Origin of the sequence: Streptomyces sp. NPDC021115, assembly GCF_044333065.1 — a bacterium.
In the GTDB taxonomy this organism is placed as follows: domain Bacteria; phylum Actinomycetota; class Actinomycetes; order Streptomycetales; family Streptomycetaceae; genus Streptomyces.
This window is the reverse complement of record NZ_JBIRQF010000001.1, coordinates 1,162,503-1,184,462: the sequence shown is the minus strand read 5'-3', so window position 1 is coordinate 1,184,462 and position 21,960 is coordinate 1,162,503. Positions and strand designations below refer to the sequence as shown.

General features: G+C 71.2%; 18 protein-coding genes and 2 pseudogenes. 13 read left to right on the top strand and 7 right to left on the bottom strand.

Translation table 11 applies throughout. From position 1 onward, the window contains the following. Positions 1 to 23: 23 nt before the first annotated feature. The gene (locus tag ACH4TL_RS05505) at positions 24 to 284 is read right to left on the bottom strand and encodes a hypothetical protein (protein ID WP_398311751.1); all 261 of its coding nucleotides are present in this window, start codon (positions 282 to 284) and stop codon (positions 24 to 26) included. Positions 285 to 492: 208 nt separating this feature from the next. Then, on the bottom strand, positions 493 to 3,426 hold the full coding sequence (locus ACH4TL_RS05500) for an AfsR/SARP family transcriptional regulator (protein WP_398311754.1): 2,934 nt from the start codon (positions 3,424 to 3,426) through the stop codon (positions 493 to 495). A 254-nt stretch (positions 3,427 to 3,680) separates the two neighbouring features. On the opposite strand from ACH4TL_RS05500, the gene ACH4TL_RS05495 reads away from it, so the two are divergent. Then, the gene (locus ACH4TL_RS05495; protein WP_398311757.1) at positions 3,681 to 4,907 is read left to right on the top strand and encodes an amidohydrolase family protein; all 1,227 of its coding nucleotides are present in this window, start codon (positions 3,681 to 3,683) and stop codon (positions 4,905 to 4,907) included. A 168-nt stretch (positions 4,908 to 5,075) separates the two neighbouring features. Here the strand turns inward: ACH4TL_RS05495 and ACH4TL_RS05490 are convergent, their stop codons facing one another. Further along, positions 5,076 to 6,062, bottom strand: coding sequence for an AraC family transcriptional regulator (locus ACH4TL_RS05490; RefSeq protein ID WP_398311760.1), 987 nt, complete (start codon positions 6,060 to 6,062; stop codon positions 5,076 to 5,078). A 140-nt stretch (positions 6,063 to 6,202) separates the two neighbouring features. On the opposite strand from ACH4TL_RS05490, the gene ACH4TL_RS05485 reads away from it, so the two are divergent. The 5 genes from ACH4TL_RS05485 to ACH4TL_RS05465 all read left to right on the top strand — a co-directional run bounded on the left by ACH4TL_RS05485 (position 6,203) and on the right by ACH4TL_RS05465 (position 11,844). Further along, positions 6,203 to 7,150, top strand: a complete 948-nt coding sequence (locus tag ACH4TL_RS05485; RefSeq protein WP_398311764.1) for a TIGR03619 family F420-dependent LLM class oxidoreductase — start codon at positions 6,203 to 6,205, stop codon at positions 7,148 to 7,150. 22 nt (positions 7,151 to 7,172) lie between these two features. Beyond that, the gene (locus tag ACH4TL_RS05480; RefSeq protein ID WP_398311767.1) at positions 7,173 to 7,964 is read left to right on the top strand and encodes an SDR family NAD(P)-dependent oxidoreductase; all 792 of its coding nucleotides are present in this window, start codon (positions 7,173 to 7,175) and stop codon (positions 7,962 to 7,964) included. Between the two features lie 111 nt (positions 7,965 to 8,075). Beyond that, complete coding sequence (locus ACH4TL_RS05475; RefSeq protein WP_398311770.1) at positions 8,076 to 9,203, top strand: LLM class flavin-dependent oxidoreductase; 1,128 nt, start codon at positions 8,076 to 8,078, stop codon at positions 9,201 to 9,203. Positions 9,204 to 9,335: 132 nt separating this feature from the next. Next, positions 9,336 to 11,078, top strand: a complete 1,743-nt coding sequence (locus ACH4TL_RS05470) for an amidohydrolase family protein (protein ID WP_398311773.1) — start codon at positions 9,336 to 9,338, stop codon at positions 11,076 to 11,078. Positions 11,079 to 11,082: 4 nt separating this feature from the next. Then, entirely contained in the window at positions 11,083 to 11,844 is a 762-nt protein-coding gene (locus ACH4TL_RS05465; protein WP_398311776.1) for an SDR family oxidoreductase, read from the top strand. Here ACH4TL_RS05465 and ACH4TL_RS05460 read toward each other — a convergent pair. Beyond that, positions 11,834 to 12,406: a DUF4232 domain-containing protein gene (locus tag ACH4TL_RS05460; RefSeq protein WP_398311779.1), complete on the bottom strand. Its 573-nt coding sequence runs from the start codon at positions 12,404 to 12,406 to the stop codon at positions 11,834 to 11,836. The two genes, ACH4TL_RS05465 and ACH4TL_RS05460, sit on opposite strands and share 11 nt — an antisense overlap. A 199-nt stretch (positions 12,407 to 12,605) precedes the next feature. On the opposite strand from ACH4TL_RS05460, the gene ACH4TL_RS05455 reads away from it, so the two are divergent. Continuing rightward, positions 12,606 to 14,072, top strand: coding sequence for a helix-turn-helix domain-containing protein (locus ACH4TL_RS05455; RefSeq protein WP_398311782.1), 1,467 nt, complete (start codon positions 12,606 to 12,608; stop codon positions 14,070 to 14,072). A gap of 23 nt (positions 14,073 to 14,095) precedes the next feature. On the opposite strand, the gene ACH4TL_RS05450 is transcribed toward ACH4TL_RS05455, so the two are convergent. Beyond that, positions 14,096 to 14,746 (bottom strand): disulfide bond formation protein DsbA, encoded by a 651-nt coding sequence (locus tag ACH4TL_RS05450; protein ID WP_398311785.1) that lies wholly within the window; start codon positions 14,744 to 14,746, stop codon positions 14,096 to 14,098. A 90-nt stretch (positions 14,747 to 14,836) separates the two neighbouring features. On the opposite strand from ACH4TL_RS05450, the pseudogene ACH4TL_RS05445 reads away from it, so the two are divergent. Next, a pseudogene (locus tag ACH4TL_RS05445) lies at positions 14,837 to 14,941 on the top strand (MBL fold metallo-hydrolase); the annotation flags it as partial. Between the two features lie 249 nt (positions 14,942 to 15,190). Here the strand turns inward: ACH4TL_RS05445 and ACH4TL_RS05440 are convergent. Continuing rightward, positions 15,191 to 15,637: pseudogene (locus ACH4TL_RS05440) on the bottom strand (DUF5937 family protein); the annotation flags it as partial. 187 nt (positions 15,638 to 15,824) lie between these two features. Between ACH4TL_RS05440 and ACH4TL_RS05435 the strand changes: the two are divergent. From ACH4TL_RS05435 to ACH4TL_RS05420, 4 genes are all read left to right on the top strand, one after another. Continuing rightward, positions 15,825 to 17,111: a dicarboxylate/amino acid:cation symporter gene (locus ACH4TL_RS05435; protein ID WP_398311788.1), complete on the top strand. Its 1,287-nt coding sequence runs from the start codon at positions 15,825 to 15,827 to the stop codon at positions 17,109 to 17,111. After that, positions 17,108 to 17,821, top strand: coding sequence for an aspartate/glutamate racemase family protein (locus ACH4TL_RS05430; RefSeq protein WP_398311791.1), 714 nt, complete (start codon positions 17,108 to 17,110; stop codon positions 17,819 to 17,821). The genes ACH4TL_RS05435 and ACH4TL_RS05430 overlap by 4 nt, the downstream gene beginning before the upstream one ends. Before the next feature lie 40 nt (positions 17,822 to 17,861). Further along, a complete protein-coding gene (locus ACH4TL_RS05425; RefSeq protein WP_398311794.1) occupies positions 17,862 to 18,533 on the top strand; it encodes a GntR family transcriptional regulator in 672 nt (223 codons plus the stop codon). Between the two features lie 84 nt (positions 18,534 to 18,617). Next, positions 18,618 to 19,583, top strand: a complete 966-nt coding sequence (locus ACH4TL_RS05420) for an endonuclease/exonuclease/phosphatase family protein (RefSeq protein WP_398313654.1) — start codon at positions 18,618 to 18,620, stop codon at positions 19,581 to 19,583. Between the two features lie 142 nt (positions 19,584 to 19,725). On the opposite strand, the gene ACH4TL_RS05415 is transcribed toward ACH4TL_RS05420, so the two are convergent. Next, positions 19,726 to 20,436 carry a tectonin domain-containing protein gene (locus ACH4TL_RS05415; RefSeq protein WP_398311797.1) on the bottom strand — a complete coding sequence of 237 codons (711 nt, stop codon included), beginning with the start codon at positions 20,434 to 20,436 and terminating at the stop codon, positions 19,726 to 19,728. 487 nt (positions 20,437 to 20,923) lie between these two features. Here ACH4TL_RS05415 and ACH4TL_RS05410 point away from each other — a divergent pair, with 487 nt between their 5' ends. Then, the gene (locus tag ACH4TL_RS05410) at positions 20,924 to 21,952 is read left to right on the top strand and encodes an SDR family oxidoreductase (protein WP_398311800.1); all 1,029 of its coding nucleotides are present in this window, start codon (positions 20,924 to 20,926) and stop codon (positions 21,950 to 21,952) included. Positions 21,953 to 21,960: the final 8 nt, after the last annotated feature.

The following is a 21,960-nucleotide window of genomic DNA, read 5'->3' as shown; positions in this document are numbered from 1 at the left end:
GATGGGACTGTGGTGACGTGTCTCTACTGCTTTGCTTCCACGGACCCGGCGTCCGCGGAAGCGGGTGACGGCGAGTCCGGGTAGTTGTCGTCCGCCGTGACCGGGGACGGGGAGTCGGGGTAGTTGTCCTGCTTCAGGACGCGCGTCGAGTCCGGGTAGTTGTCCTGTGCCGCGGCGGACGACGGAGAATCCGGGTAGTTGTCCTGCGTCAGGGTGCGCGTCGAGTCCGGGTAGTTGTCCATCGGGCGGTAGGCGTCGGAACTGGGCTTCTTGTCCTGACTCATCAGGATCGACTCCTTCAGGGCAGTTATGGCAGGGCAATGACAACCGCCCGGCGACTCCCCCGTGGGTCGCCGGACGGATGCCTCCAGAGCTCCTCACCGTATGGGCGGGGTCTGACATCGATCCGCCTGCCCCCCGCGGGGACGGATCGACTGCAATAAGAGTGCCGCCCGGCGATAAACGATTGATGAACGGTCAGCTGTAAGCCCGCTACGCTGCGGCTGCGGGCTTCAACAGGTTCCGCACCTCGTCCGCTTCCGGCAGGCCCAGCCGCTCGTGGACGGCCAGCGCCTCGCGCCAGCACGCGCGCGCCCGGTCGGTCTGGCCGAGCTGGTCCAGCGCCTTGCCCAGGGCGGTCAGTACCGTGGCGCGCCGCCATTCGCCGCCCACGAAGCGCAGCGCGAGGGCCTGCTCCGCGTGCGTGGCGGCCTCGGCCGGGCGGTGCGCCGAGAGGTGCACCTCGGCGAGCCGGGCGTGGGTGGATCCCTCCCACAGGCGCTGCCGGTTGTTGCGGAACAGCTCCAGCGCCTGGGTCAACTGGTCGATCGCTTCGGCGTACCGCTCGGCCTGGTGCAATGCCAGGCCCAGGGCGAACTTGCCATTGGCGACCCGCAGGGCGAGCCCCAGGCTGCTCAGGATCTCGGTGCCTTCCGCGGCCAGATCGACAGCGCTCTCGGAGAGACCCATGGCCGCGTGGGCCCGGGAGATGTTGCACAGGGCGCCCGCGACACCGGGCAGGTTGTCGTCGGCCCGGAAGGCTTCGAGGGCCAGGCGGAACTGCTTCTCGGCGTCCTCGTAGCGCTTCTCGTAGAGCGCGATGATCCCGCGGTCGTTCGGTGCCTCGCACCCGGGTACCGGGTCCTCGGCGGCGACGGCCAGGCGGGCGGCACGCTGCGCCTCCGCGTCGGCCTGACCGAACCTGCTGCTCATCTGGTAGCTGTGGGTCAGCGTCATGCGTGCGCGGCCCTCCGCGCGCGGGTCGTTCGCGGCCATGGCGGCGTCCCGGACGGCTTCCGCCGCCAGCTCGTACTGCCGGGAGTTGGCGCCGGACTCGCCCAGGTCCTTGGTGGCCAGCAGTAGATCGGCCGAGCGCCGCAGGGTCGTGCCCGCCGCGAGCTGCTGGATGCAGGCCAGCAGGCTGTTCGCCTCGGAGTACAGCCAGTCGAGCGCGGTCGAACGGTCGGTGAAGTCCAGCCCCGGGTACCGCGTCGGCTCCAGGTGGTCCACCAGCCGGTCCCCTGGCCGCGCCAGGGCGAAGACCCGGGCGGCGGACGCCAGGTAGAAGTCCAGCAGCCGCGACAGCGCGGCGTCGCGCTCGGCGGGCGGCATCTCGTCCCGCTCCGCGCATGCACGCGCGTAGAGGCGCACCAGGTCGTGGAAGCGGTAGCGGCCGGGGGAGGCGGACTCCAGGAGCGAGGTGTCGACCAGGCTCTCCAGCAGGTCCTCCGCGTCGTCGACATCCATGTCGAGCACGGCGGCCGCCGCGGCGAGCGAGATGTCGGGGCCGTCGGCCAGGCCCAGCAGACGGAAGGCGCGGGCCTGTTGCGGTTCGAGCTGGCCGTAGCCGAGCTCGAAGGTCGCCTTGACCGCGAGGTCACCCGCTCGCAGCTCGTCCAGCCGCCGCCGCTCGTCGCCGAGCTTGCGCGCCAGCGCGGAGACGGTCCAGGTGCGGCGGGAGGCGAGGCGGGAGGCGGCGATGCGGATGGCCAGCGGCAGGAACCCACAGGCCGCGACGACGTCCATCGCGGCGTCGCGCTCGGAGCCGACCCGCTCCTCGCCGACGATGCGAGTGAAGAGGACCAGCGCCTCGTCGGGGCTCATCACGTCGAGGTCGACCAGGTGGGCGCTCTCCAGGTCGACCATCCGGTGGCGGCTGGTGATCAGCGCCGCGCAGCCCGGGGTGCCGGGCAGCAGGGGCCGCACCTGGGCGGCGTCGCGGGCGTTGTCCAGCAGGGTCAGCACGCGGCGGCCGTCCAGCAGGGAGCGGAAGAGCGCGGCGCGCTCCTCGACGCCGTCGGGGATGGCGTTGTCGGCGGTGCCCAGGGCGCGCAGGAAGGAGCCCAGTACGGCGCCGGGGTCGGCGACCAGGGGGCCCGAGCCCTGGAGGTCGACGTAGAGCTGGCCGTCCGGGAACTGGTGGCGCGCGGCGTGCGCGACGTGCACGGCCAGGGTGGTCTTGCCGACGCCGCCGATGCCCGCGACCGCTGACACGGCCATGACACGCCCTTCGGCGGTGGCGAGTTGGTCGCTCAGCTCCTTGATGAACGGGGCCCGCCCGGTGAAGTCCGAGACCGTCGCGGGCAGCTGCGCGGGCCGTACGAAGGTCGCGGCGGCGCCGCTCGGCTCCTCGGCGGCGTGCGCGGAGACCGCCAGCTCCGCGTCGGCCTCCAGGATCTTCTGGTGCAGCGTGGACAGCTCGGGGCGCGGGTCGACGCCCAGTTCGTCGGCGAGCAGCCGCCGGGTGTCGGCGTAGACGGCCAGCGCCTCGGCCTGCCGCCCGCTGCGGTACAGCGCCAGCATCAGCAGCTCGCGCAGCCGCTCGCGCAGCGGGTACGAGGCGGTCAGCGCGGTGAGTTCGGAGACCGCCTCGGAGTGGTGGCCCAGCTCCAGGTCGAGGTCGAGCCGGGTCTCGATCAGCGAGCGGTACCACTCGTCCAGCCGGGTGCGCTGGGTCTCCGCGTACGGTCCTGGCACTCCGGCCAGCGGTTCGCCGTCCCACAGGTCGAGCACCTTGTTGAACAGGTCGCGCGCCCGGGTGCGGTCCCCGGAGTGCTGCGCCTTCTCCGCCTCGGCCGTCAACTGCTCGGCCACGTCCGTGTCCAGGGCGGCCAGGCCGATCCGGATCGCGTAGCCGCCCGATTCGCTCACCAGTATCTCGGAGTCCGGTCCGAACGCCTTGCGCAGTCGCGAGGCGTACGTGCGCAGGGCGGCGATCGCCGCCTCCGGCGGTTCGGTGCCCCACAGGCCGTCGACCAGCTCGGGGGCGGTCGCGGTGCGCCCGCCGCGCAGCAGCAGCGCGGCGAGCAGGGCCCGCTGCTGCGGCGAACCGGTGCTGATCTGCTCCTCGCCCCGCCAGGCCCGGACGGGGCCCAGCACGGTGAAGTACAAGTGCTGTCCGGGCACCCGCTCCCTTTCGCCGTCCATGGTCTCCCCCTCGCCTGTCCTCCCAGTCGCACGGGCCAGTTTGCCTTGTCAACGCCTTCCGCGTCAGTAGGGCCCCCGCGTCCTCCACAACCCCGCCATAGTTGGCCGAAGTGCTCATGGTGCGTGGCGCGACCAGTGCGGCGGAAGGGGTCATTCCACGGGCGCGGGGGAGGCCGCGGCCAACGCGCGGTGAACCCGTGGAGAAGCCGTCGTCATAACTGACACTCCGTCAGATCGGCGCTACCGTGAACGGCATGGAGAGCTTCCCGAAGATCATCTCGGTGGACGACCACACGGTTGAGCCCCCTCACGTCTGGCGGGACCGCCTCCCGTCGAAGTACCGCGACATCGGTCCGCGCATCGTCCGGGCGCCGCTGAAGGAGATGACCTTCGTCGGCGGCAAGTTCGCCCCGAAGATGGGCGCGCCGGGCGACGACGGGCCGATCGCCGACTGGTGGGTGTACGAGGATCTGCACCGGCCGCTGACCCGGCTCGACACCGCCGTCGGCTGCGCCCGCGACGAGGTCCGGCTGGAGGCCATCACGTACGAGCAGATGCGGCCCGGGTCGTACGCGGTGCCGGACCGGCTCGCCGACATGGACGTCAACCACGTCCAGTCCGCGCTGTGCTTCCCGACCTTCCCCCGCTTCTGCGGGCAGACCTTCACCGAGGCGGGCGACCGCGAGCTGGGGCTGCTCGGGGTGCGCGCGTACAACGACTGGATGGTGGAGGAGTGGTGCGGTCCCGAGGCGCGGGGGCGCCTCATTCCGCTGATCATCATCCCGCTGTGGGACGCGGAGCTGGCCGCCGCCGAGGTACGGCGCAACGCCGCGCGCGGGGTGCGCGCCGTCTGCTTCTCGGAGATCCCGCCGAACCTCGGGCTGCCGTCGGTCCACACCGACGCCTGGGACCCCTTCTTCGCGGCGTGCGACGAGACCGGCACGGTCATCGCCATGCACATCGGCTCGTCCTCCCGCATGCCGTCCACCTCCGCCGACGCGCCCCCGGCGGTCGGTTCCACCATCACCTTCGCCAACTGCTGCTTCTCGATGGTCGACTGGCTGATGAGCGGCATATTCGAACGCTTCCCGAACCTCAAGATCATGTACGCGGAGGGCCAGATCGGCTGGATCCCGTACATCCTGGAGCGCGCCGACGTGGTCTGGGAGGAGAACCGCGGCTGGGGCGGCGTCGCCGACAAGGTGCTGCGGCCGCCGTCCGAGCTGTTCGCCGGGCATGTCTATGGCTGCTTCTTCGACGACGCCTTCGGGCTGCGGAACCTCGACGCGATCGGAGTGGGCAACGTGCTGTACGAGACGGACTACCCGCACTCCGACTCGACCTGGCCGAAGTCCCGGGAGGTCGGCGAGGCGCAGATGGGCCACCTGGCGCCGGACGTGGTGGAACGGATCGTCCGCGGCAACGCGATCGAGCTGCTGGGGCTGACACCCGAGGGGCTGTGGGCTGGGCCGGGGGCCTGAGCCCCGGGCCGCGGACGGATGTGCCGTTCGGTCGGGGGCGAGTTCACTCAGGGGCAAGGAAGAGGGCACTGCTCGTCAATGACACCCGCAGGGCGATCCAGCAGAGTTGTGGGTGTGGCGCCCCGCCCGTCCGGCGAAGTGCGGGCCGGGTTCCGCGTGTGCCGGACGCTACGGGGGTGCGTCCGGTGCACGGGACCTGAGTGCCAGCTGCCGGTAGTCGCTCGGCGGCATGCCGTACGCGGCGCGGAATGCGCGGCTGAAGACGGCGGGATGGGCGAAGCCCCGGCGCGAGGCGAGTTCGTGGACCGGGGCGGCGGACATCCCGGGGTCGGCGAGGTCCCGCCGGGCGCGGTCCAGTCGCTGCTGCCGGATCCACCGGGAGACGGTGGTGTCCTGCGCCCGGAAGAGCCGGTGCAGATAGCCGACGGAGATGTGGTGCGCTGCGGCGATGGCGGCCGGGGTCAGCTCCGGGTCGTGCAGGTTCCGCCGGATGAAGTTCTGCACGCGCAGGGTCAGGGTGTGCCGGTGGGTCTCGGGCGGCAGGGCGTCCTCGGCCTCGATGGCGTGGGCGAGCAGAGTGGACGCGAGGTCGATCAGCACGGTCCCCAGGCGCGGACCGTCGGCGGGGCGGTACGCGCCGTCGTCCGAGGCCAGCCGGGTGAGGAACCCGCCCAGCAGGGCGCCGATCCCCTCGTGTCCGGGGATGGGGCGGGCGAGCAGCGGGTCGACCCGGTCGTAGGGGAGGGGGATCAGCGCCTTCGGTATCTCCAGGCCCACACCGATCGGGGGGTCGCCGTACGCCACGCAGTCGTATGGCCGTGAGGTGTCGACGACGTACAGTCCGTCGCGGCCGTACGCGGTTTCCTGGCGGGCCTGGGAGACCTGCAGGTTCCCCTGCAGGAGGAAGGAGAAGTGGTACAGCTCGGGATCCGACTGCCGGATGAGCTTCGGCGTCCGCCGGAAGCGCATCGGCCGGAACTTCGTGGGCCACACATGGGCGGGGCCGAGTTCCAGGACGCGTGCCTCGCCCTGGAAGTCACGGGTGTGGTCGCTGCTCATCTCCATGGGCGCGATGAGGTGCGTCATCTGCTCGCGCCAGTAGTCGAACCGGTCCGCCTGGGGGATCTCGTCGCACCGGAACACCGTCTCGATCATCAAGTGTCCTCATGTCTGCCCTCAGAAGGGGGAGGGGCGGGCGTGGCCTGGGGCCGACGTCGACCGTACGCTAACACCGGCCCTTGTCTGATGGGCCGTCAGGTATCACCATGGCGGTCCACCGCCTAAGGAGGCCCGGCATGCGCGTCCTGCCCCGGGGCCGGTTGAGCTACGGCATGCAGCTGCCGATCCAGTCACAGAGCACCCTCTACGCCGAGCCGTGGGAGGCGGCCGCGGGTCCCGCCGACCTCGTGGCCGTCGCCCGCGCCGCCGACCGCTCCGGCTTCGCCTACGTCGCCGTCTGCGACCACGTCGCGATCCCGCGGCGGCTGGCCGACGCGATGGGCACCGTCTGGTACGACCCGGTCGCCACCCTCGGCTACCTGGCCGCCGCCACCGAGCGGGTGCGGCTGCTCAGCCATGTCGCCGTCGCCGCGCTACGGCACCCCCTGCTCACCGCCAAGCAGTACGCGACGCTCGACCACCTCTGCGGCGGGCGGCTGATCCTCGGGGTCGGCGCCGGGCACGTACGCGAGGAGTTCGACGCGCTCGGCGTGGACTTCGACGCGCGCGGGCCGCTGCTCGACGAGACGGTCGACGCGCTGAAGGCGGCGCTGGGTCCCGAGGAGTTCGCCGACTTCCACGGTGAGCGCTTCGCGTATCGCGACCTCGGCCAGGCCCCGCGCCCCGCCCAGACGCCGCGCCCCCCGCTGTGGGTGGGCGGCTCCTCGCCCGCCGCGCTGCGCCGGGCCGCCGTACGCGGCGACGGCTGGCTGCCGCAGGGCGACCCGCGGGACCGGCTCCCCGCCCAGATCGCCCGGCTGCGCGCGCTGCGCGAGGCGGCGGGCGCCGAGGAGCCCGCCGAGATCGGCGCCATCGCCGAGCCGCTGTACGTGGGCGAGCCGTCCTGGCGCGTGGGGCGGCGCACGCTCACCGGGAAGCCGGAGCGGCTGGCCGAGTCCCTGCGCGCGTACGCGGAGATGGGCGTGGACCAGATTCAGGTGCGGTTCCGCAGCCGGAGCCGCGCCGAGCTCACCGACCAGATGGCGGCCTTCGCGGCCGATGTCGCCCCGCACTTGAACCCTTGATCCGACCCTTGAGGAGATCGCCATGGGCAAGCTGGACGGACGCGTCGTGATCGTCACGGGCGCGGCGCGCGGGCAGGGCGAGCAGGAGGCGCGGCTGTTCGCCGCCGAGGGCGCGAAGGTCGTGCTCGCTGACGTGCTGGACGACCAGGGCGGGGCCGTCGCCAAGGAGCTGGGGGAGTCCGCCGCGTACGTCCATCTCGATGTGCGCAGCGAGGACGACTGGGCGGCGGCCGTGGCGTTCGCCAAGGACGCCTTCGGCAAGGTCGACGGGCTGGTCAACAACGCGGGCATCCTCCGCTTCAACGAGCTGACCAGCACCCCGCTGGAGGAGTACCTGTCCGTCGTCCAGGTCAACCAGGTCGGCGCGTTCCTCGGCATGCGCACGGTCGCCCCGGAGCTGGCGGCGGCGGGCGGCGGCACGATCGTCAACACCGCCTCGTACGTCGCCCTCTCCGGCATGGCCCTGCTGACCTCGTACGCGGCCACCAAGGCGGCCATCGTCGGGATGACCCGGGTCGCCGCGATGGAACTGGCGGGCAAGGGCATCCGGGTCAACGCGGTGTGCCCCGGCGCGGTCGACACCCCCATGAGCAATCCCGCCCGGCTCGACCCGGCGGCGGACCCGGCGGATGTGACCGAGGCGTCGGAGGCGGTCGACGGCCTCTACCGCAAGCTGGTCCCGATGGGCCGCATCGGCCGCCCCGAGGAGGTCGCCCGCCTGGCGCTCTTCCTCACCTCGGATGACTCCTCGTACATCACCGGCCAGCCGCTCGTCGTGGACGGGGGCTGGCTGAGCGGTGTCTCGGTCTTCTGAAGCCTGGGCCTCTTCTGAAGCCTGGGCCTTGACGGTCCACCCTCCCGATGCCATGGTCGGATTCGAATCTGACGGTACGTCAGATTATTTGAACCGGAGGCGGTGACCCCCTTGGAATTCGGACTGTTCGTACAGGGATACGTGCCGGAGCGCCGACGCCGTGCCGACCCCGAGGCCGAGCACCACGCCCTCATCGAGGAGACCGAGTACGTCATCCAGGCCGACCGGTCCGGCTTCAAATACGCGTGGGCCTCCGAGCACCACTTCCTGGAGGAGTACTCCCACCTCTCGGCGAACGACGTCTTCCTCGGCTATCTCGCCCACGCCACCGAGCGCATCCACCTCGGCTCCGGCATCTTCAACCCGCTGCCGCAGGTCAACCACCCGGTGAAGGTGGCCGAGAAGGTGGCCATGCTCGACCACCTCTCCGGCGGCCGCTTCGAGTTCGGCTCGGGGCGCGGGGCTGGCAGCCACGAGATCCTGGGGTTCATCCCGGGCGTCACCGACATGAACCACACCAAGGAGATCTGGGAAGAGACCATCGGCGAGTTCGCCAAGATGTGGCTCACCGACGAGTACCCGGGCTTCCAGGGCGCGCACTGGTCGCTCCCCCCGCGCAAGGTGCTGCCCAAGCCGTACGGGCCCGGCCACCCGGCCATGTGGTACGCGGCGGGCTCCCCGTCCTCGTACGCGATGGCGGGCCGCAAGGGCCTCGGTGTCCTCGGCTTCTCCATCCAGAAGGTCTCCGACATGGAGTGGGTCCTCGACTCCTACAAGAACGCGGTCAAGGACGCCGATCCGGTCGGCGGCTTCGTCAACGACAACGTCATGGTGACCTCGACGGCGATCTGCGCCGAGACCCACGCCAAGGCGGTCGAGATCGCGCTCGGCGGCGGTCTCAACTACCTCCAGTCCCTCCTCTTCCGCTACCACGACACCTTCCCCCGCCCGGACGGCATCCCGGAGTGGCCCGAACTCCTCCCCGACTACACCGAGGAGATCATCGAACTGCTCATCGCGGAGGAGCTGATGATCTGCGGCGACCCGGACGAGGTCTTCCGGCAGTGCAAGCGGTGGGAACAGGCCGGGGCCGACCAGCTCTCCTTCGGGCTGCCGATCGGGATCGGCTACGAGGACACGATGAACACCATCAAGCTCATCGGCGAGCACGTCATCCCGAAGATCGACACCGACCCGGTGCACCGCACGACCCGCTTCCGCCGGACAGCGAACGGATGACGGCGAACGGATGACGGCGAACGGATGACGGCGAACGGATGACGGCGAACGGATGACGGCGAACGGATGACAGCTGACAGATATCAGCTGATGTCATACAGATAACGGCTGACGCCAGAAGGGACCCCACCCGTGCTCGACCACCTCATCAAGGGCGCGACCGTCGTGGACGGCACGGGCGCCCCCTCGTACGTCGCCGATGTCGGCCTGCGCGACGGCCGGATCGTCACCTTCGGCGAGCCGGACACCGTCGGCGAATCGGCCCGCACCACCGAGGACGCCACCGGGCTCGTCCTCACCCCCGGCTTCGTCGACCCCCACACCCACTACGACGCCCAGCTCTTCTGGGACCCGTACGCCACCCCCTCCATGAACCACGGCGTCACCACCATCGCGGGCGGCAACTGCGGCTTCACCCTCGCCCCGCTCAACCCAGAACGCCCCGGCGACGCCGACTACACGCGGCGGATGATGAGCCGGGTCGAGGGCATGTCGCTCGTCGCCCTGGAGGAGGGCGCGCCCTGGAACTGGCACAGCTTCGGCGACTACCTCGACGCCCTGGAGGGGCGCATCGCCGTCAACGCGGGCTTCATGGTGGGGCACTGCGCGCTGCGCCGCCATGTCATGGGTGCCGACGCGATCGGCGGCCGGCCCACGCCCGCGCAGCTGGAGCAGATGCTGCGGCTCCTCCACGAGGCGATGGACGCGGGCGCCTGGGGGCTGTCCACCACCCAGTCCTCCACCCACGCCGACGGCGACGGACAGCCCGTCGCCTCCCGGCACGCAGGGCCCGAGGAGCTGCTGGCCCTGTCCCGGGCCGTCGGCGAGCACGAGGGCACCCAGATCGAGGCCATCGTGGCGGGCTGTCTCGACCGGTTCGCGGACGAGGAGATCGACCTGCTGGTGGAGATGAGCGCCGCCGCCGGACGCCCCCTCAACTGGAACGTCCTCACCATCGACGCCGCCGTGCCCCAGCGCGTGCCGCGCCAGCTCGAAGCCAGCGAACGGGCCCGTAAGGCGGGCGGCCGCATCGTCGCCCTCACCATGCCCATCCTCACCCCCATGAACATGTCCCTGGGCACGTTCTGCGCGCTCAACCTCATCCCCGGGTGGGGAGACATCCTCGGCCTGCCCATCCCCGAGCGCATCGCGCGGCTCCGCGACCCGGCCGTACGGACGGAGATGCTGCGTCGCGCGACCAGCCCCGAGGCCGGGGTCTTCCGGCGGCTCGCCGACTTCGAGCGGTACGTCATCGGCGATACGTACAGCGACACCAACGCCGGACTCACCGGCCGCGTCGTCCGCGACATCGCCGCCGAGCGCGGCCAGGACGCCTTCCACACCCTGGTGGAGATCTGCGCCGCCGACGAGATGCGCACGGTCCTGTGGCCGATGCCGACCGACAACGACCCGGCCAGCTGGGAACTGCGGCGGCAGACCTGGGACCACGAGGACGTCATGCTGGGCGGCTCCGACGCCGGAGCCCATCTGGACCGCATGTGCGGCGCCCCGTACACCACCCGCTTCATCGGCGACTGCCTGCGCGGCCGGAAGCTGGTGGGGCTGGAGCGGGCCGTCCGGATGCTCACCGACGACCCGGCCCGGCTGTTCGGCCTGCGCGAGCGCGGCCGTATCGCCGAGGGCTACCACGCCGACCTCGTCCTCTTCGACCCCGACCGGATCGACGCGGGTCAGGCGAAGCTGGTGCACGACCTCCCCGGCGACAGCCCCCGCCTGGACTCCCGCGCGGAGGGCGTCGTGAGCGTCCGGGTCGGCGGCGTCGAGACGATCCGCGACGACGAGATCACCGGCGCGATCCCGGGCAAGGTGCTGCGCTCGGGCCGCGACACCCACAGCGTGCCGACGCGGGGCTGAGCTGGTGCGGCGCGCCGCCCTGGTCACGGGCGCCTCGCGCGGTATCGGTCTGGCGGTGGCGAAGGCGCTGGCGGCGGACGGGGCGGCGGTGTGCGTGACGGCACGGGGCGCCGCCGAACTTGCGGCCGCTGTACGTGAGCTGGGCCCTGACGCCCTCGCCTGCACCGGCGACGTAGCGGACCCGGACCACCTCGACGAGGCCGTCGCCCGCACCCTGTCGGCCTTCGGCCGCCTCGACATCCTCGTCAACAACGCCGCGACCAACGCGCCCCTCGGCCCGCTCATCGACGCCGATCCGCTCGCCTGGCGCCGGGCCTTCACCGTCAACGTGGAGGCCCCGCTGCGCCTGACCCAGGCGGCCTGGCGAGCCTGGATGCGCGACCACGGCGGCGCGGTCGTCAACATCTGCACCGAGGGCACCCACAACGTGGGCCCCGGCGTCGGCGCCTACGGGGCCAGCAAGACCGCCCTGCTCCGCCTCACCCGCCAGCTCGCCGCCGAACTGGCCCCCGGCGTCCGCGTCAACGCGGTCTCCCCGGGGCTGATCCGCACCGAGATGGCCCGCTTCATGTGGCAGCCCGACGAACCCTCCCTCGCCGCCACCTTCCCCCTGGCCCGCATCGGCGAGCCGGACGACGTGGCGAGCGCCGTCCGCTGGCTGGTCTCCGACGAGGCGTCCTGGATCACCGGCACGGACCTGGTCGTGGACGGCGGCCGCCGCGTCCGCGCGGCCTACCGCCCCCCTCCGCCCGGTGCTACCAGATGATGGCGTCGTCCAGCTCCTGCTGCCAGTACGAGACCTTGATGGAGTCGTCGATGTAGACGCCCTTGGCGGGCAGCGACGGGTGGGCGGCCGAGGAGAGGCTCCCACCGGCGCGGTCCTGGAAGTAGACCGTGAGGCTCTTCTCCGTCGTGCCGTTCGAACCGCTGCCGTCGGCGGTCGACAGGTTCACGGAGGCGTAGCCGGACTCCTTCGGGGCGAGCGTGACGACGGCCTGCGGCTTGGACGCCTCGATGACCGGCGGCTCCGACTGGGCCTCGCCGAACTGGACGGACGGGTAGCCGTAGAGGTAGCAGGGCGAGCTGCCGGTGTTGGTGACCGTGAGCAGCATGTGATTGAGGGGGCGGGCCAGGGGAGCCGCGGTCGTCTTGGTGTTGGAACCCTGGCACGTGACGGCCGCCTTGGCCGTCTTGCCCTGTGACGCCACCGCGCCCTCGGCGCGGGCGCTCGATCCATGGGCGCTGAACGCGGTCAGGGAGAAGGCGGCGACCGCGACGGTCGCGGCCGCGGTCACGACGCGGGCGCGGGACTTACCGATGCTCGACATGTGGGGGTGTCCTTTCGGTGGTGCGTTCGATGTGGTGCTTGGATGACCGGAGCTTGTGGGGTGATCCGTCCCAACCGCCAGGAAAGCCGGGCAGTTTGGGACACTGGAACGCGAAAACGGGCTGTGACCAGGGGGAAGGCAAGGGGCTTGGGACGCGGGCATGGGACGCGCCAGGCCGTACGGGTAAGGGGAGGAACGAGTGTCAGGGGCGACCGGGACCGACGCGGAGGCGTTCGCGCAGCTGCTGCGGGGGTTCAAGGAACGCGCGGGGCTGAGCTACGGCGCGCTCGCCAAGCGATTACACATGAGCACGTCCACCCTGCATCGTTACTGCAAGGGCAGCGCGGTGCCGCCCGACTACGCACCGGCCGAGCGGCTCGCCCGGGTGTGCCGGGCGACCCCCGAGGAACTGGTCGAGCTGCACCGGCGGTGGATCCTGGCGGACGCGGCGCGAGGCCGTAAGGGGCCGGTGCCCGATGAACCGCCGCGCGATGAATCGACGTCCGATGAACCGGCGCCCGGCGAACCGCCGCGCGATGAATCGACGTCCGATGAACCGGCGCCCGGCGAACCGCCGCGCGATGAACCGACGCCCGACGAACCCGCGCCCGGCCCCGCCCCGGGCCACACCCCGCCCGAGCCGTCGTCAGCCGTCGGCGAACTCCCCGAACCCCCGGCCAGCCCCGACGAACCGGCCGCCGATGGCGCCCTCCCGCCCGCGCCCGTCAAAGCCGCACGCGCGCGGCACGGTCGGCGCCGCACCGCGCTCATCGCCTCCGCCGTCACGGGCGCCGTTCTGGCAGCCCTCGCGCTCGCCACGACCCTGCCGTCCTCCGGACACCACGGCGGATACCGGAGGGCGGGCGATACCACCGCCCCGACCACCGCACCCGGAACCACCGCCCGGGGCAACGGCAAGCGCCCCTCCCCATCGACCTCCTCGCCCTCCTCCCCGGCCCCGTCCCGGAGCGCGAAGACCGGCGAACCCTCCGCCCCGGCGCGGGAGTCCGCCGCCCACGGCAGCGAGGGCCCCCGAGGAGGCGAGGGCGCCGCCGAGCGCACGGGCGGCGGCATACCGTTCAACGTCGCCACCCGCCCCTACGTCTACGACAGCCCGTGCAGCCAGCACTTCCTCGTCGACCGCGAGCCCGAAAAGGTCGGCCCGCCCGCCGCCGAACAGGACGCGCCCCGCTGGGCGGTCGCGTACGGCGCGGTCTCCTCGGGGGAGCAGCGCGTCGCCCTCACCGTGCAGGGCACCGGGAAGGACACCGTCGTCCTGGAGGCGCTGCACGTACGCGTCGTCTCGAAGGGTGCCCCGCTCGCCTGGAACGACTACTCGATGGGCGTCGGCTGCGGGGGCGGCGTGGGCACCAAGTCGTTCGACGTCGACCTCGACAACGGCAGCCCCACCGTCACCGGCAAGAACGGCCAGCGCGACTTCCCGTACAAGGTCAGTGAGTCCGACCCGGAGGTCTTCTACGTCACCGCCCGCACCACGGCGCACGACGTCCGGTGGGACCTCGCCCTGACCTGGTCCAGCGGCGACCGCCACGGCACCGTGCACATCGACAACAACGGCACCCCGTTCCGCACCAGCGCCGACACCGGCCGCCCCGGCTACGACTACCCACTGGGCAACAGCGAGTGGATCAAGCGGCCGGAGTAACCACGTGGTGGACGGCGGCCGCCTCACGGCCGACCGGTCCAGCCGCGCACGTCGGGGGACGGGTCGGCCGGTGCGCCCTTGAGTTCGTGGAAGCCGGGGGCGCCCGCCACCACCAGGGTCGCGTCCCAGAGCCGTCCGGCGTCCTCGCCCCGGGGGACCCGGGACAGCACCGGCCCGAAGAAGGCGATCCGGGCGCCGTCGTCACCGCGCGGGTCCTGGACGGCGACGACCGGGGTGCCGACATGGGGGCCGAGGGCGGCGATGCCCTCGGCGTGGGAAGCGCGCACCGCGTCGTCGTGGACGCCGCACGACCCGGCCTCGACAAGCTCCGGGGGCAGCCCGGCGTCGGCCAGCGCCACTTCGGGATCGTTGATCCACTGCCGGGCGCCGCCGTCGCCGCGATCGGCCCAGAGGGCGGCGTAGAACGCGCCCAGCGCTTTCTGACCGTACTGCCGCAGGACGGCGGCGCAGATGCGTACGGGCACCCACAGGTAGCCCTCGGGGTCCCCTTCGGGATCGTCGTCACGGCCCTCGTTGAGCACCGCCAGGCTCATGACGCGCCAACGCACGTCCAGGGGCCGGACCGTGGCCGCCTCCACCACCCACCGCGAGGTGAGCCAGGTGTAGGGGCAGGCCGGATCGAACCAGAAGTCCACGGTCACTGTCGCCGTCATGGTGTGCTCCTCACACTCGCGGATAACGATCCGATCACCCATGGGGCCGCTGTCCCTTAGGCTTCGCCAGGAAACGTCGTCCGTCGCATCGCCTTCGGCCGCCAGTACGCCGACGCGTTCGGCGCCCGGCTGTGGATCCACGAGGGCGACCTCCGCTCCCGACCCGACGCCGACTCCGTCATCCGAGGCCAAGACGGCTCCGCCTTCGAGGCGGTCTGGGAGCGAGCGGTGCCGCATGCGGAGTACGCACCCGCGTGTCGGTCCTGACGGGGGAACAGCGGTGCCGATACCCACCCTGGAGCCGGTGCCGGTGCGGGGCTGCACGATCCGCGTGGCGCTGGGCAGGCAGAGGGCCGAGTCCCGCCGAGCGGGCAATCTGCCCAAGGGCACGGACATGAAGGTCAGGCGGCGGCACCGTGCCGAAACGGGAGCCCTTCCCAATTCCTAGCGCAGGATTGCCTCCAGGAACTCGCTGCTCAGCCGGGCCACCACCCTGACGTCGAGCTGGTGGTACACATACCGGCTTCGACGCCGGGTGGTGATCAGGCCCGCCTTCTTCAGGGTGCTCACGTGGCGGGATATCTCCGGAGCGGTCATGCCGTGTGCCTGGGCCAGCTCGCTGGTGGTGAACGCGCTGCGGGCAAGGCTGCGGCACAGCTGCATGCGCACCGGGTGGGACAGCGCGGCCATCCGCAGGGCCAGCTGCTCCACCGAGGCCGGGGCGACGAGTTCCGGGGAGTTCGCCGGGTAGTGCAGCACCGGCTGCCACCCGTGGCGTCGCAGGACCATCAGGTGCGGCCAGCCCAGGCTCGTCGGTACGAGCAGCAAACCGCTGTCCGCCGAGGTCCCGGGGCCCGCGAAGAACTTGTCGACGGTGATCCGCCCGGCGGCCAATCGGGAGCCCGGGGAGTCACCTGCGCGCCACCCCTTGACAGGCCGCCGCCAGGGGGCGCAGTCTTACCGCCCAATACGCAGAGCGCAATATATTGGAGCGCCGATGAACGCACCGCCTACGCGAACCACCAGCACAAACACGGATTCCGGACCCCCACCGGGGCTTCTGCGGCGATGTCTGCGGATGCCGATCGGCGTGCAGTCGATCATCGCCGTCGGGCTGGGAGCCCTCATCGGGGCCCTGGCGCCGACCGTCGGCGAGCAGATGAAGATCCTCGGCGACATCTTCCTGAACCTGGTGCAGGTCGTCGTCCTGCCCCTGGTCTTCCCGCTCATCGTGCTGGGCATCGCCCGCATGGAGTCGGTCAAGAAGGTCGGCCGGATCGCGGGGAAGGCCATCCTCTACTTCGAGCTGGTCACCACCGTCGTCCTGCTGATCGCCGTGGGCCTCGCGAAGTTCACCGGCATCGGCAAGGGCGCCCCCGTCGGGACCGCCGACCCCAAGGACCTGGAAAGCCTGGACCAGGGGATCGACTTCCACGAGCTGATCCTGCACGCGGTTCCGAAGAACATCTTCGCCGCCTTCAGCGAGGGCAACCTGCTCGGCGCGATCGTCTTCGCCCTGCTGGTGGGCGTGGCCATGGCCGCCATCGGCGAGAAGGCGGCTCCCTTCGCCACGGTGCTGGACTCCGTCGCGACGGTGATGTTCAAGGTCGTCGGGTACGTCATCCGCGTCGCCCCCGTGGGCGTGCTCGGCTTCCTCTCGTACGACGTCGCCCACTACGGCTTCGGCAACCTGCGCAGCCTCATGGGATTCATCGCCGTCGTCTACGCGGGCCTGGTCATCGTGATCGGCGTGCTGTTCCCCCTCATCGCCGCGATCTACCGCATCCGCTACATCGCGCTGCTGAAATCGATCGCCAACCTGGCAGGCATAGCCTTCGTCACCCGCAGCTCCGAATCCGTGCTGGCTCCGCTCATGGGCAAGCTGGAGGACTTCGGCCTCAACCGGTCGACGACCTCGTTCGTCGTCCCCCTGGGCTACTCGTTCAACACCGACGGCTCCGTCCTGTACCAGGCCGCGGGCCTGGTCTTCATCGCCAACGCCTACGGCGCCGACACTTCCCTGCCCGCCCTGCTCGTCATGGTCGGTGTGCTGGTGCTCCTCTCCAAGGGGATGGCGGGCGTGGCCTCCGCCTCCGTCGTCGTCCTCATCGCGGCCGGCAACAGCATCGGACTGCCCGCCGAGGGCATCGCCCTGCTGCTCGGCGTGGACTTCATCGTCGACATGGCCCGCACCGGCGTGAACGTCATCGGCAACGCACTCGCCGCCGCCGTCGTGGACAGTTCCGAGAAGCGACGGGAGGCCAAACACGGACGGCGCGAGGCCGCCGCCGACGCCACCGGGACCGACGACACCGGCCTCGCACCGCAGTTCGCCCAGGCCCTCCGGAAGGACGGCGCACGGTGACCAACCCGGTCGGCACAACGGAGATCATCGGCATCCTCGGCGGCATGGGTCCGGCGGCCACCGCCGACTTCTACGCCAAGCTGGTGTCGATGACGCCGGGCCGCAGCGACCAGGACCACCTCAGGGCGGTCATCTGGTCCGACCCCACCATCCCGGACCGCACCGAGGCGCTCCTCGGCAACGGCCCCGACCCCACCCCCTGGCTCCTCAACGGCAGCCGCGTCCTGCGCGAGGCCGGTGCCACCGTCATCGCCATCCCCTGCAACACCGCCCACGCCTTCGTCCCCCGCATCGCCGACCACGTCGGCCTGCCGATCATCCACATGATCGGTGAGGTGGCCGACCACCTCACCACCCTGCGACCGGCCGTCCGTACGGCGGGGCTGTTGGCCACCACCGGCACCGTCCGTGCGGGCCTGTACCAGGAATGGCTCGACCGCTACGGCATCCGCCTCGTGCTGCCCGACGACGCCGACCAGGACGGCGAGGTCATGGCCGCCATCCGCGCCGTGAAAGCGGGCACCCTCGCCACCGCCACCGCGTCCCTGACCCGGGCAGCATGGCGGCTGACCGCACGGGGCGCGCAGGCGATCATCGCAGGATGCACCGAGATCCCCCTCGGCCTTCCCTCCGACGCCGTCGACGTCCCCCTCATCGACCCCGCCGCCATCCTGGCCAGAGCCCTCGTCCGCCGGACCCGCGCGGCATGAGGCAGCCGACCCGGACAGGAAGCGATGTATTGTACGCAATATGTCACTGGACAGCCCTGTCTCCCGCCGCCTCCTCAGCGACGAGGTCTTCCACCGTCTGCGCGACTCCATCGTGCGCGGCGAACTGGTCCCGGGGGAGAAGGTCAAGGACAGCGAACTCGCCGAGCGCCTCGGGCTCAGCCGCACCCCGGTGCGCGAGGCACTCGCCCGGCTCGCCGACATCGGACTGGTCGAGGCCAAACCGGGCGTCTACACCCGCATCACCACCCTCAACCGCCGCGACGTCGAAAAGACCCTCGCGGTCCTGCGCGCCCTCGACCATCTCGCCATAGAGACCGCCGTGCCGGTCATGACCGAGCAGGACCTGAAGCACATGCGCGAGGCCAACCGGGCCTTCGAACGCGCCGTCGCCGACAACGACACCGACGCCGCGCTCGCCGCCGACGACTGCTTCCACGCCGTCCCCATCACGGCCGCGGACAACCCCGTGCTCAGCCGGATCGTCGAACAGGTCCACCCCCAGATCCATCGCATCCTCTACCGCAAGTTCTCCACGCTGCTGGGCGGTCGCAACACCATCGAGCACCACGACCAGCTCATCGAGGTCTGCGCCACCGGCGACGCCCGCGCCGCCGCCGAACTCTCCGGACAGCACTGGTCCGCACTCGGCGGCCACATCAACCAGCTCTTCGACACCAATCAGTTCGCCTGAGCCCGCCAGAAACCGATTCGCCCGCGTGATCGTCTCCGGGAGTGGGCCCGGACGGATGGGAAGCGGTGGACGGTGAAGGCGGAAATGCTGCGGCGGGTGCGGCGGTGGGGGACGGGCGAGGGGCGGTCCGTCTGGACGCGGGGGCGGGTGCTCGCCGGGCTGGCCGTGCTGACGGCCGGGTTGTTGGCGTTCCACCGGGCGGTGCCCAACTCCGTGGGGCGGCTGGGCAGTCTGCTGGAGGCGTTCCTGCCGTGGCTCGGCCTGGTGGTCGTCGTGCTGCTGGGCCTGGCGCTGCTGCGTCGTTCGGCCACCGCGCTGGTGGCCCCGCTGCTGCCGGTGGCGGCGTGGACGTACCTCTTCGGCGGGCTGCTCCTGCCCGGGGAGACGGAAAGCGACCTGCTCGTGGTGCAGCACAACGTCAGCGACGAGAACGACGACCCGGCGGGTACGGCCCGCTCCCTGGCCGACGCCGGGCCCGATCTCATCGCGCTGGAGGAGCTGGTGCCCAAGGCGCTACCGGCGTACGAGAAGACCCTCGCGCCGGAGTACCCGTACCACGCCGTGCGGGGCACGGTCGGGCTGTGGTCGAAGCACCGGCTCACCGATGTGCGGCCGTTGGACATCAAGCCCCGGGAGATCACGGAGGACTGGCGACGCGGGCTGCGGGCCGGGGTCCGTACGCCGCGCGGTGAGGTCGCGGCGTACGTCGCGCACCTGCCCTCGGTGCGCGTCGGGGCGAGCGGCCTCGCGTCCTCCCGGCGCGACGAGAGCGCCGGGCTGCTGGGCGAGGCCATCGCCGCCGAGCAGCGGAAGACGGTGATCCTTATGGGCGACCTCAACGGCACGGTCGAGGACCGTGGGCTGTCCCCGCTGACCTCCCGGATGAACGTGGCGGAGCGGGGCTTCGCGTTCAGCTTCCCCGCCGGTTTCCCGCTGGCCCGGATCGACCAGGTGATGGCGCGCTCGGCGACGGTCGGCCACCTCCGCACCCTGCCCGCCACCGGCAGCGACCACCTTCCGGTCGCCGCCCGGATCATCTTGGGCGCTTAGGGACGGGGCTGTGACCTTCTCTGAACCGCTGAGGTTTCGACGTCGGCGCCCGGGTTGAGCAGTTGAAGTACACGGCGTACTGGCCAAGCCATCCGTGCGGGCCCCCGGCCCGTCCCGGCAAGGGGCTCGCACGGAGCCGGAATCAGCTCGGCTGGTCGCCGGTGTACCGGTAGATGTCGCCGGCGCTGTTGACGTGCCACACGGTGCCGTCGGCGCCCGCGCCGATGTCGGTGGCGACGCCGGGGATCTTGATCCACGGGTTGGTGCCGCTGGCGTCGTTGTTGGTGTACCGGTAGATGCTTCCGGCGGGGTCGATGCCCCACACGTTCGTCCGGGAGCCCACCGCGATGCGCTTGAGGCTGCCGGGGACGCCCTTCCACGCGGCCGAGCTGTCCTGGTCCCCGATGTATCGGTAGATCTGGTTGCCGCTGTTGACGCACCACACGGTGCCGTCGGCGCCCGCGCCGATGTCGGTGGCGACGCCAGAGATCTTGATCCACGGGTTGGCGTCGTTGTTGGTGTAGCGGTAGATGGCGCCGGCGGAGTCCACCCCCCACACGTTCGTCCGGGAGCCCGCGTCGATGCGGACCAGGCTCCCGTTGATGCCCACCCAGTTGGTGGTCCCCTGGTCTCCGATGTACCGGTAGATCTGGTTGCCGCTGTTGACCCCCCACACGGTGCCGTCTGCCGCGGCACCGATGTCGCTCAATCCCCCGGGGATGTTGATCCACGGGTTGGCGTCGTAGTTGGTGTACCGGTAGATGGCGCTTGCCGCGTTCACACCCCACACCGTCGTCCTGGACCCCACCGAGATGGCACTGAGACCGCCCGCGACCTTCACCCAGTCCGCCATGTCGAGCACACCCTTTCCCGAATCCGGTAGTAGCCGTCATCCTTCGCAATGAGATGAGCTGATAAGCCAGGAGAACGCCTGTACTGATCTCAAATAGGTCAGTAAGTGAGTGTTTCAACTCCTATCTCCTTGTGGGGCGGAGGCAGGAGCTCCTCGGGAGGCAGCACTTTGGCGCGAAGCGTTGTCCCACCCTGGGGGGATCGACACGAGCGCCGGTTCATGCCTCCCACCAGGTCGGCCCTGTCGGCCGGGGGCGGACGGGGGCGGCGGGGGAGACCGGGAGACGGCAGGAGCGAGCGTTCAGCGGTTCCGTAGGCGCGGGCGCAGGTGCCGACGGAGAGCTTGCGGCGCTCGAAGTGGCCGAGGAAGTCCTCCCACTAGGAGAGTCGGTGGGAGTGCCGCGCAGCACGATCCCTGTTCCTGTCCCTGCGGGTACTAGGGTCGGCGGTGTCTGGAGCGGGCCGACGGTGACGACGACCCTTGGGCCATGGCACACATACTCGTCACCGGCGGCACCGGCTTCCTGGCCTCCCACACGATCGCGCGGCTCTTGGTGTCCGGGCACTCGGTCACCACCACCCTGCGGTCCCTGGCGCGGCGACCCGACGTCGCCACGATGCTCGACGCGGCCGGGGCGCCGGGCCGGGATCAGGTCATCTACGTCGAGGCCGATTTGACCTCCGACGCCGGGTGGGACGAAGCGGCATCGGGTGCCGACTACGTCCTGCACATCGCCTCACCGTTTCCCGGCGCGGCCCCGAAGGACGAGAACGACCTGATCGGGCCCGCCCGCGACGGGGCGCTGCGGGTACTGCGCGCGGCCCGGGACGCCGGGGTGGGGCGGGTGGTGCTCACCTCGTCGTTCGCCGCCGTCGGCTACGGCCACGGCTCGACCCACCGCGTCTTCACCGAAGCGGACTGGACCAACCCCGACGGGCCGGGAGTCACCCCGTACGTCAAGTCCAAGACCCTCGCCGAGCGCGCGGCGTGGGACTTCATCACCGACCAGGCACCGGGGATGGAATTGACCGTGATCAACCCGGTCGGGATATTCGGGCCGGTCCTCGGCCCGGACTACTCCAGCTCGGTCCGCATCATCACCGCCATGCTCAACGGCTCCCTGCGCGCCGCCCCGCCGATCTGGACCAACACCGTCGACGTCCGGGACGTCGCCGACCTCCACATCAAGGCCATGACCGCGCCGGCGGCCGCCGGGCAGCGGTATCTGGCAGTGGCCGGAGAGCCCCTCTCCTTCCATGACATCGCCCTGGCGCTGCGCTCCCGGCTCGGCGAGTCCGCGGCGAAGGCTCCCACCCGTGCCGCACCGGCATGGCTGCTGAGACTGCTGGCCGTGGTCACCCCGCAGCTGCGCGAGACGATTCCGCAGCTGGGCGTGGTCCGGCGGGCCAGCAACGCCAAAGCACGCGAACACCTCGCCTGGACCCCGCGCTCGAACGAGCAGAGCGTCGTCGCCACCGCCGACAGCCTGATCCGGCTCGGCCTGCTCACCGGCTAACGTCGAAG

Excerpts from the sequence above, each read along its gene's own strand:
- ACH4TL_RS05480 (WP_398311767.1), top strand. The coding sequence starts at position 7,173 with ATGGGCAAGCTGGACGGACGCGTCGTGATCGTCACGGGCGCGGCGCGC.
- ACH4TL_RS05495 (WP_398311757.1), top strand. The coding sequence starts at position 3,681 with ATGGAGAGCTTCCCGAAGATCATCTCGGTGGACGACCACACGGTTGAG.
- ACH4TL_RS05490 (WP_398311760.1), bottom strand. The coding sequence starts at position 6,062 with ATGATCGAGACGGTGTTCCGGTGCGACGAGATCCCCCAGGCGGACCGG.
- ACH4TL_RS05505 (WP_398311751.1), bottom strand. The coding sequence starts at position 284 with ATGAGTCAGGACAAGAAGCCCAGTTCCGACGCCTACCGCCCGATGGAC.
- ACH4TL_RS05500 (WP_398311754.1), bottom strand. The coding sequence starts at position 3,426 with ATGGACGGCGAAAGGGAGCGGGTGCCCGGACAGCACTTGTACTTCACC.
- ACH4TL_RS05420 (WP_398313654.1), top strand. The coding sequence starts at position 18,618 with ATGCTGCGGCGGGTGCGGCGGTGGGGGACGGGCGAGGGGCGGTCCGTC.
- ACH4TL_RS05410 (WP_398311800.1), top strand. The coding sequence starts at position 20,924 with ATGGCACACATACTCGTCACCGGCGGCACCGGCTTCCTGGCCTCCCAC.
- ACH4TL_RS05460 (WP_398311779.1), bottom strand. The coding sequence starts at position 12,406 with ATGTCGAGCATCGGTAAGTCCCGCGCCCGCGTCGTGACCGCGGCCGCG.
- ACH4TL_RS05485 (WP_398311764.1), top strand. The coding sequence starts at position 6,203 with ATGCGCGTCCTGCCCCGGGGCCGGTTGAGCTACGGCATGCAGCTGCCG.
- ACH4TL_RS05425 (WP_398311794.1), top strand. The coding sequence starts at position 17,862 with ATGTCACTGGACAGCCCTGTCTCCCGCCGCCTCCTCAGCGACGAGGTC.
- ACH4TL_RS05435 (WP_398311788.1), top strand. The coding sequence starts at position 15,825 with ATGCCGATCGGCGTGCAGTCGATCATCGCCGTCGGGCTGGGAGCCCTC.
- ACH4TL_RS05415 (WP_398311797.1), bottom strand. The coding sequence starts at position 20,436 with ATGGCGGACTGGGTGAAGGTCGCGGGCGGTCTCAGTGCCATCTCGGTG.
- ACH4TL_RS05450 (WP_398311785.1), bottom strand. The coding sequence starts at position 14,746 with ATGACGGCGACAGTGACCGTGGACTTCTGGTTCGATCCGGCCTGCCCC.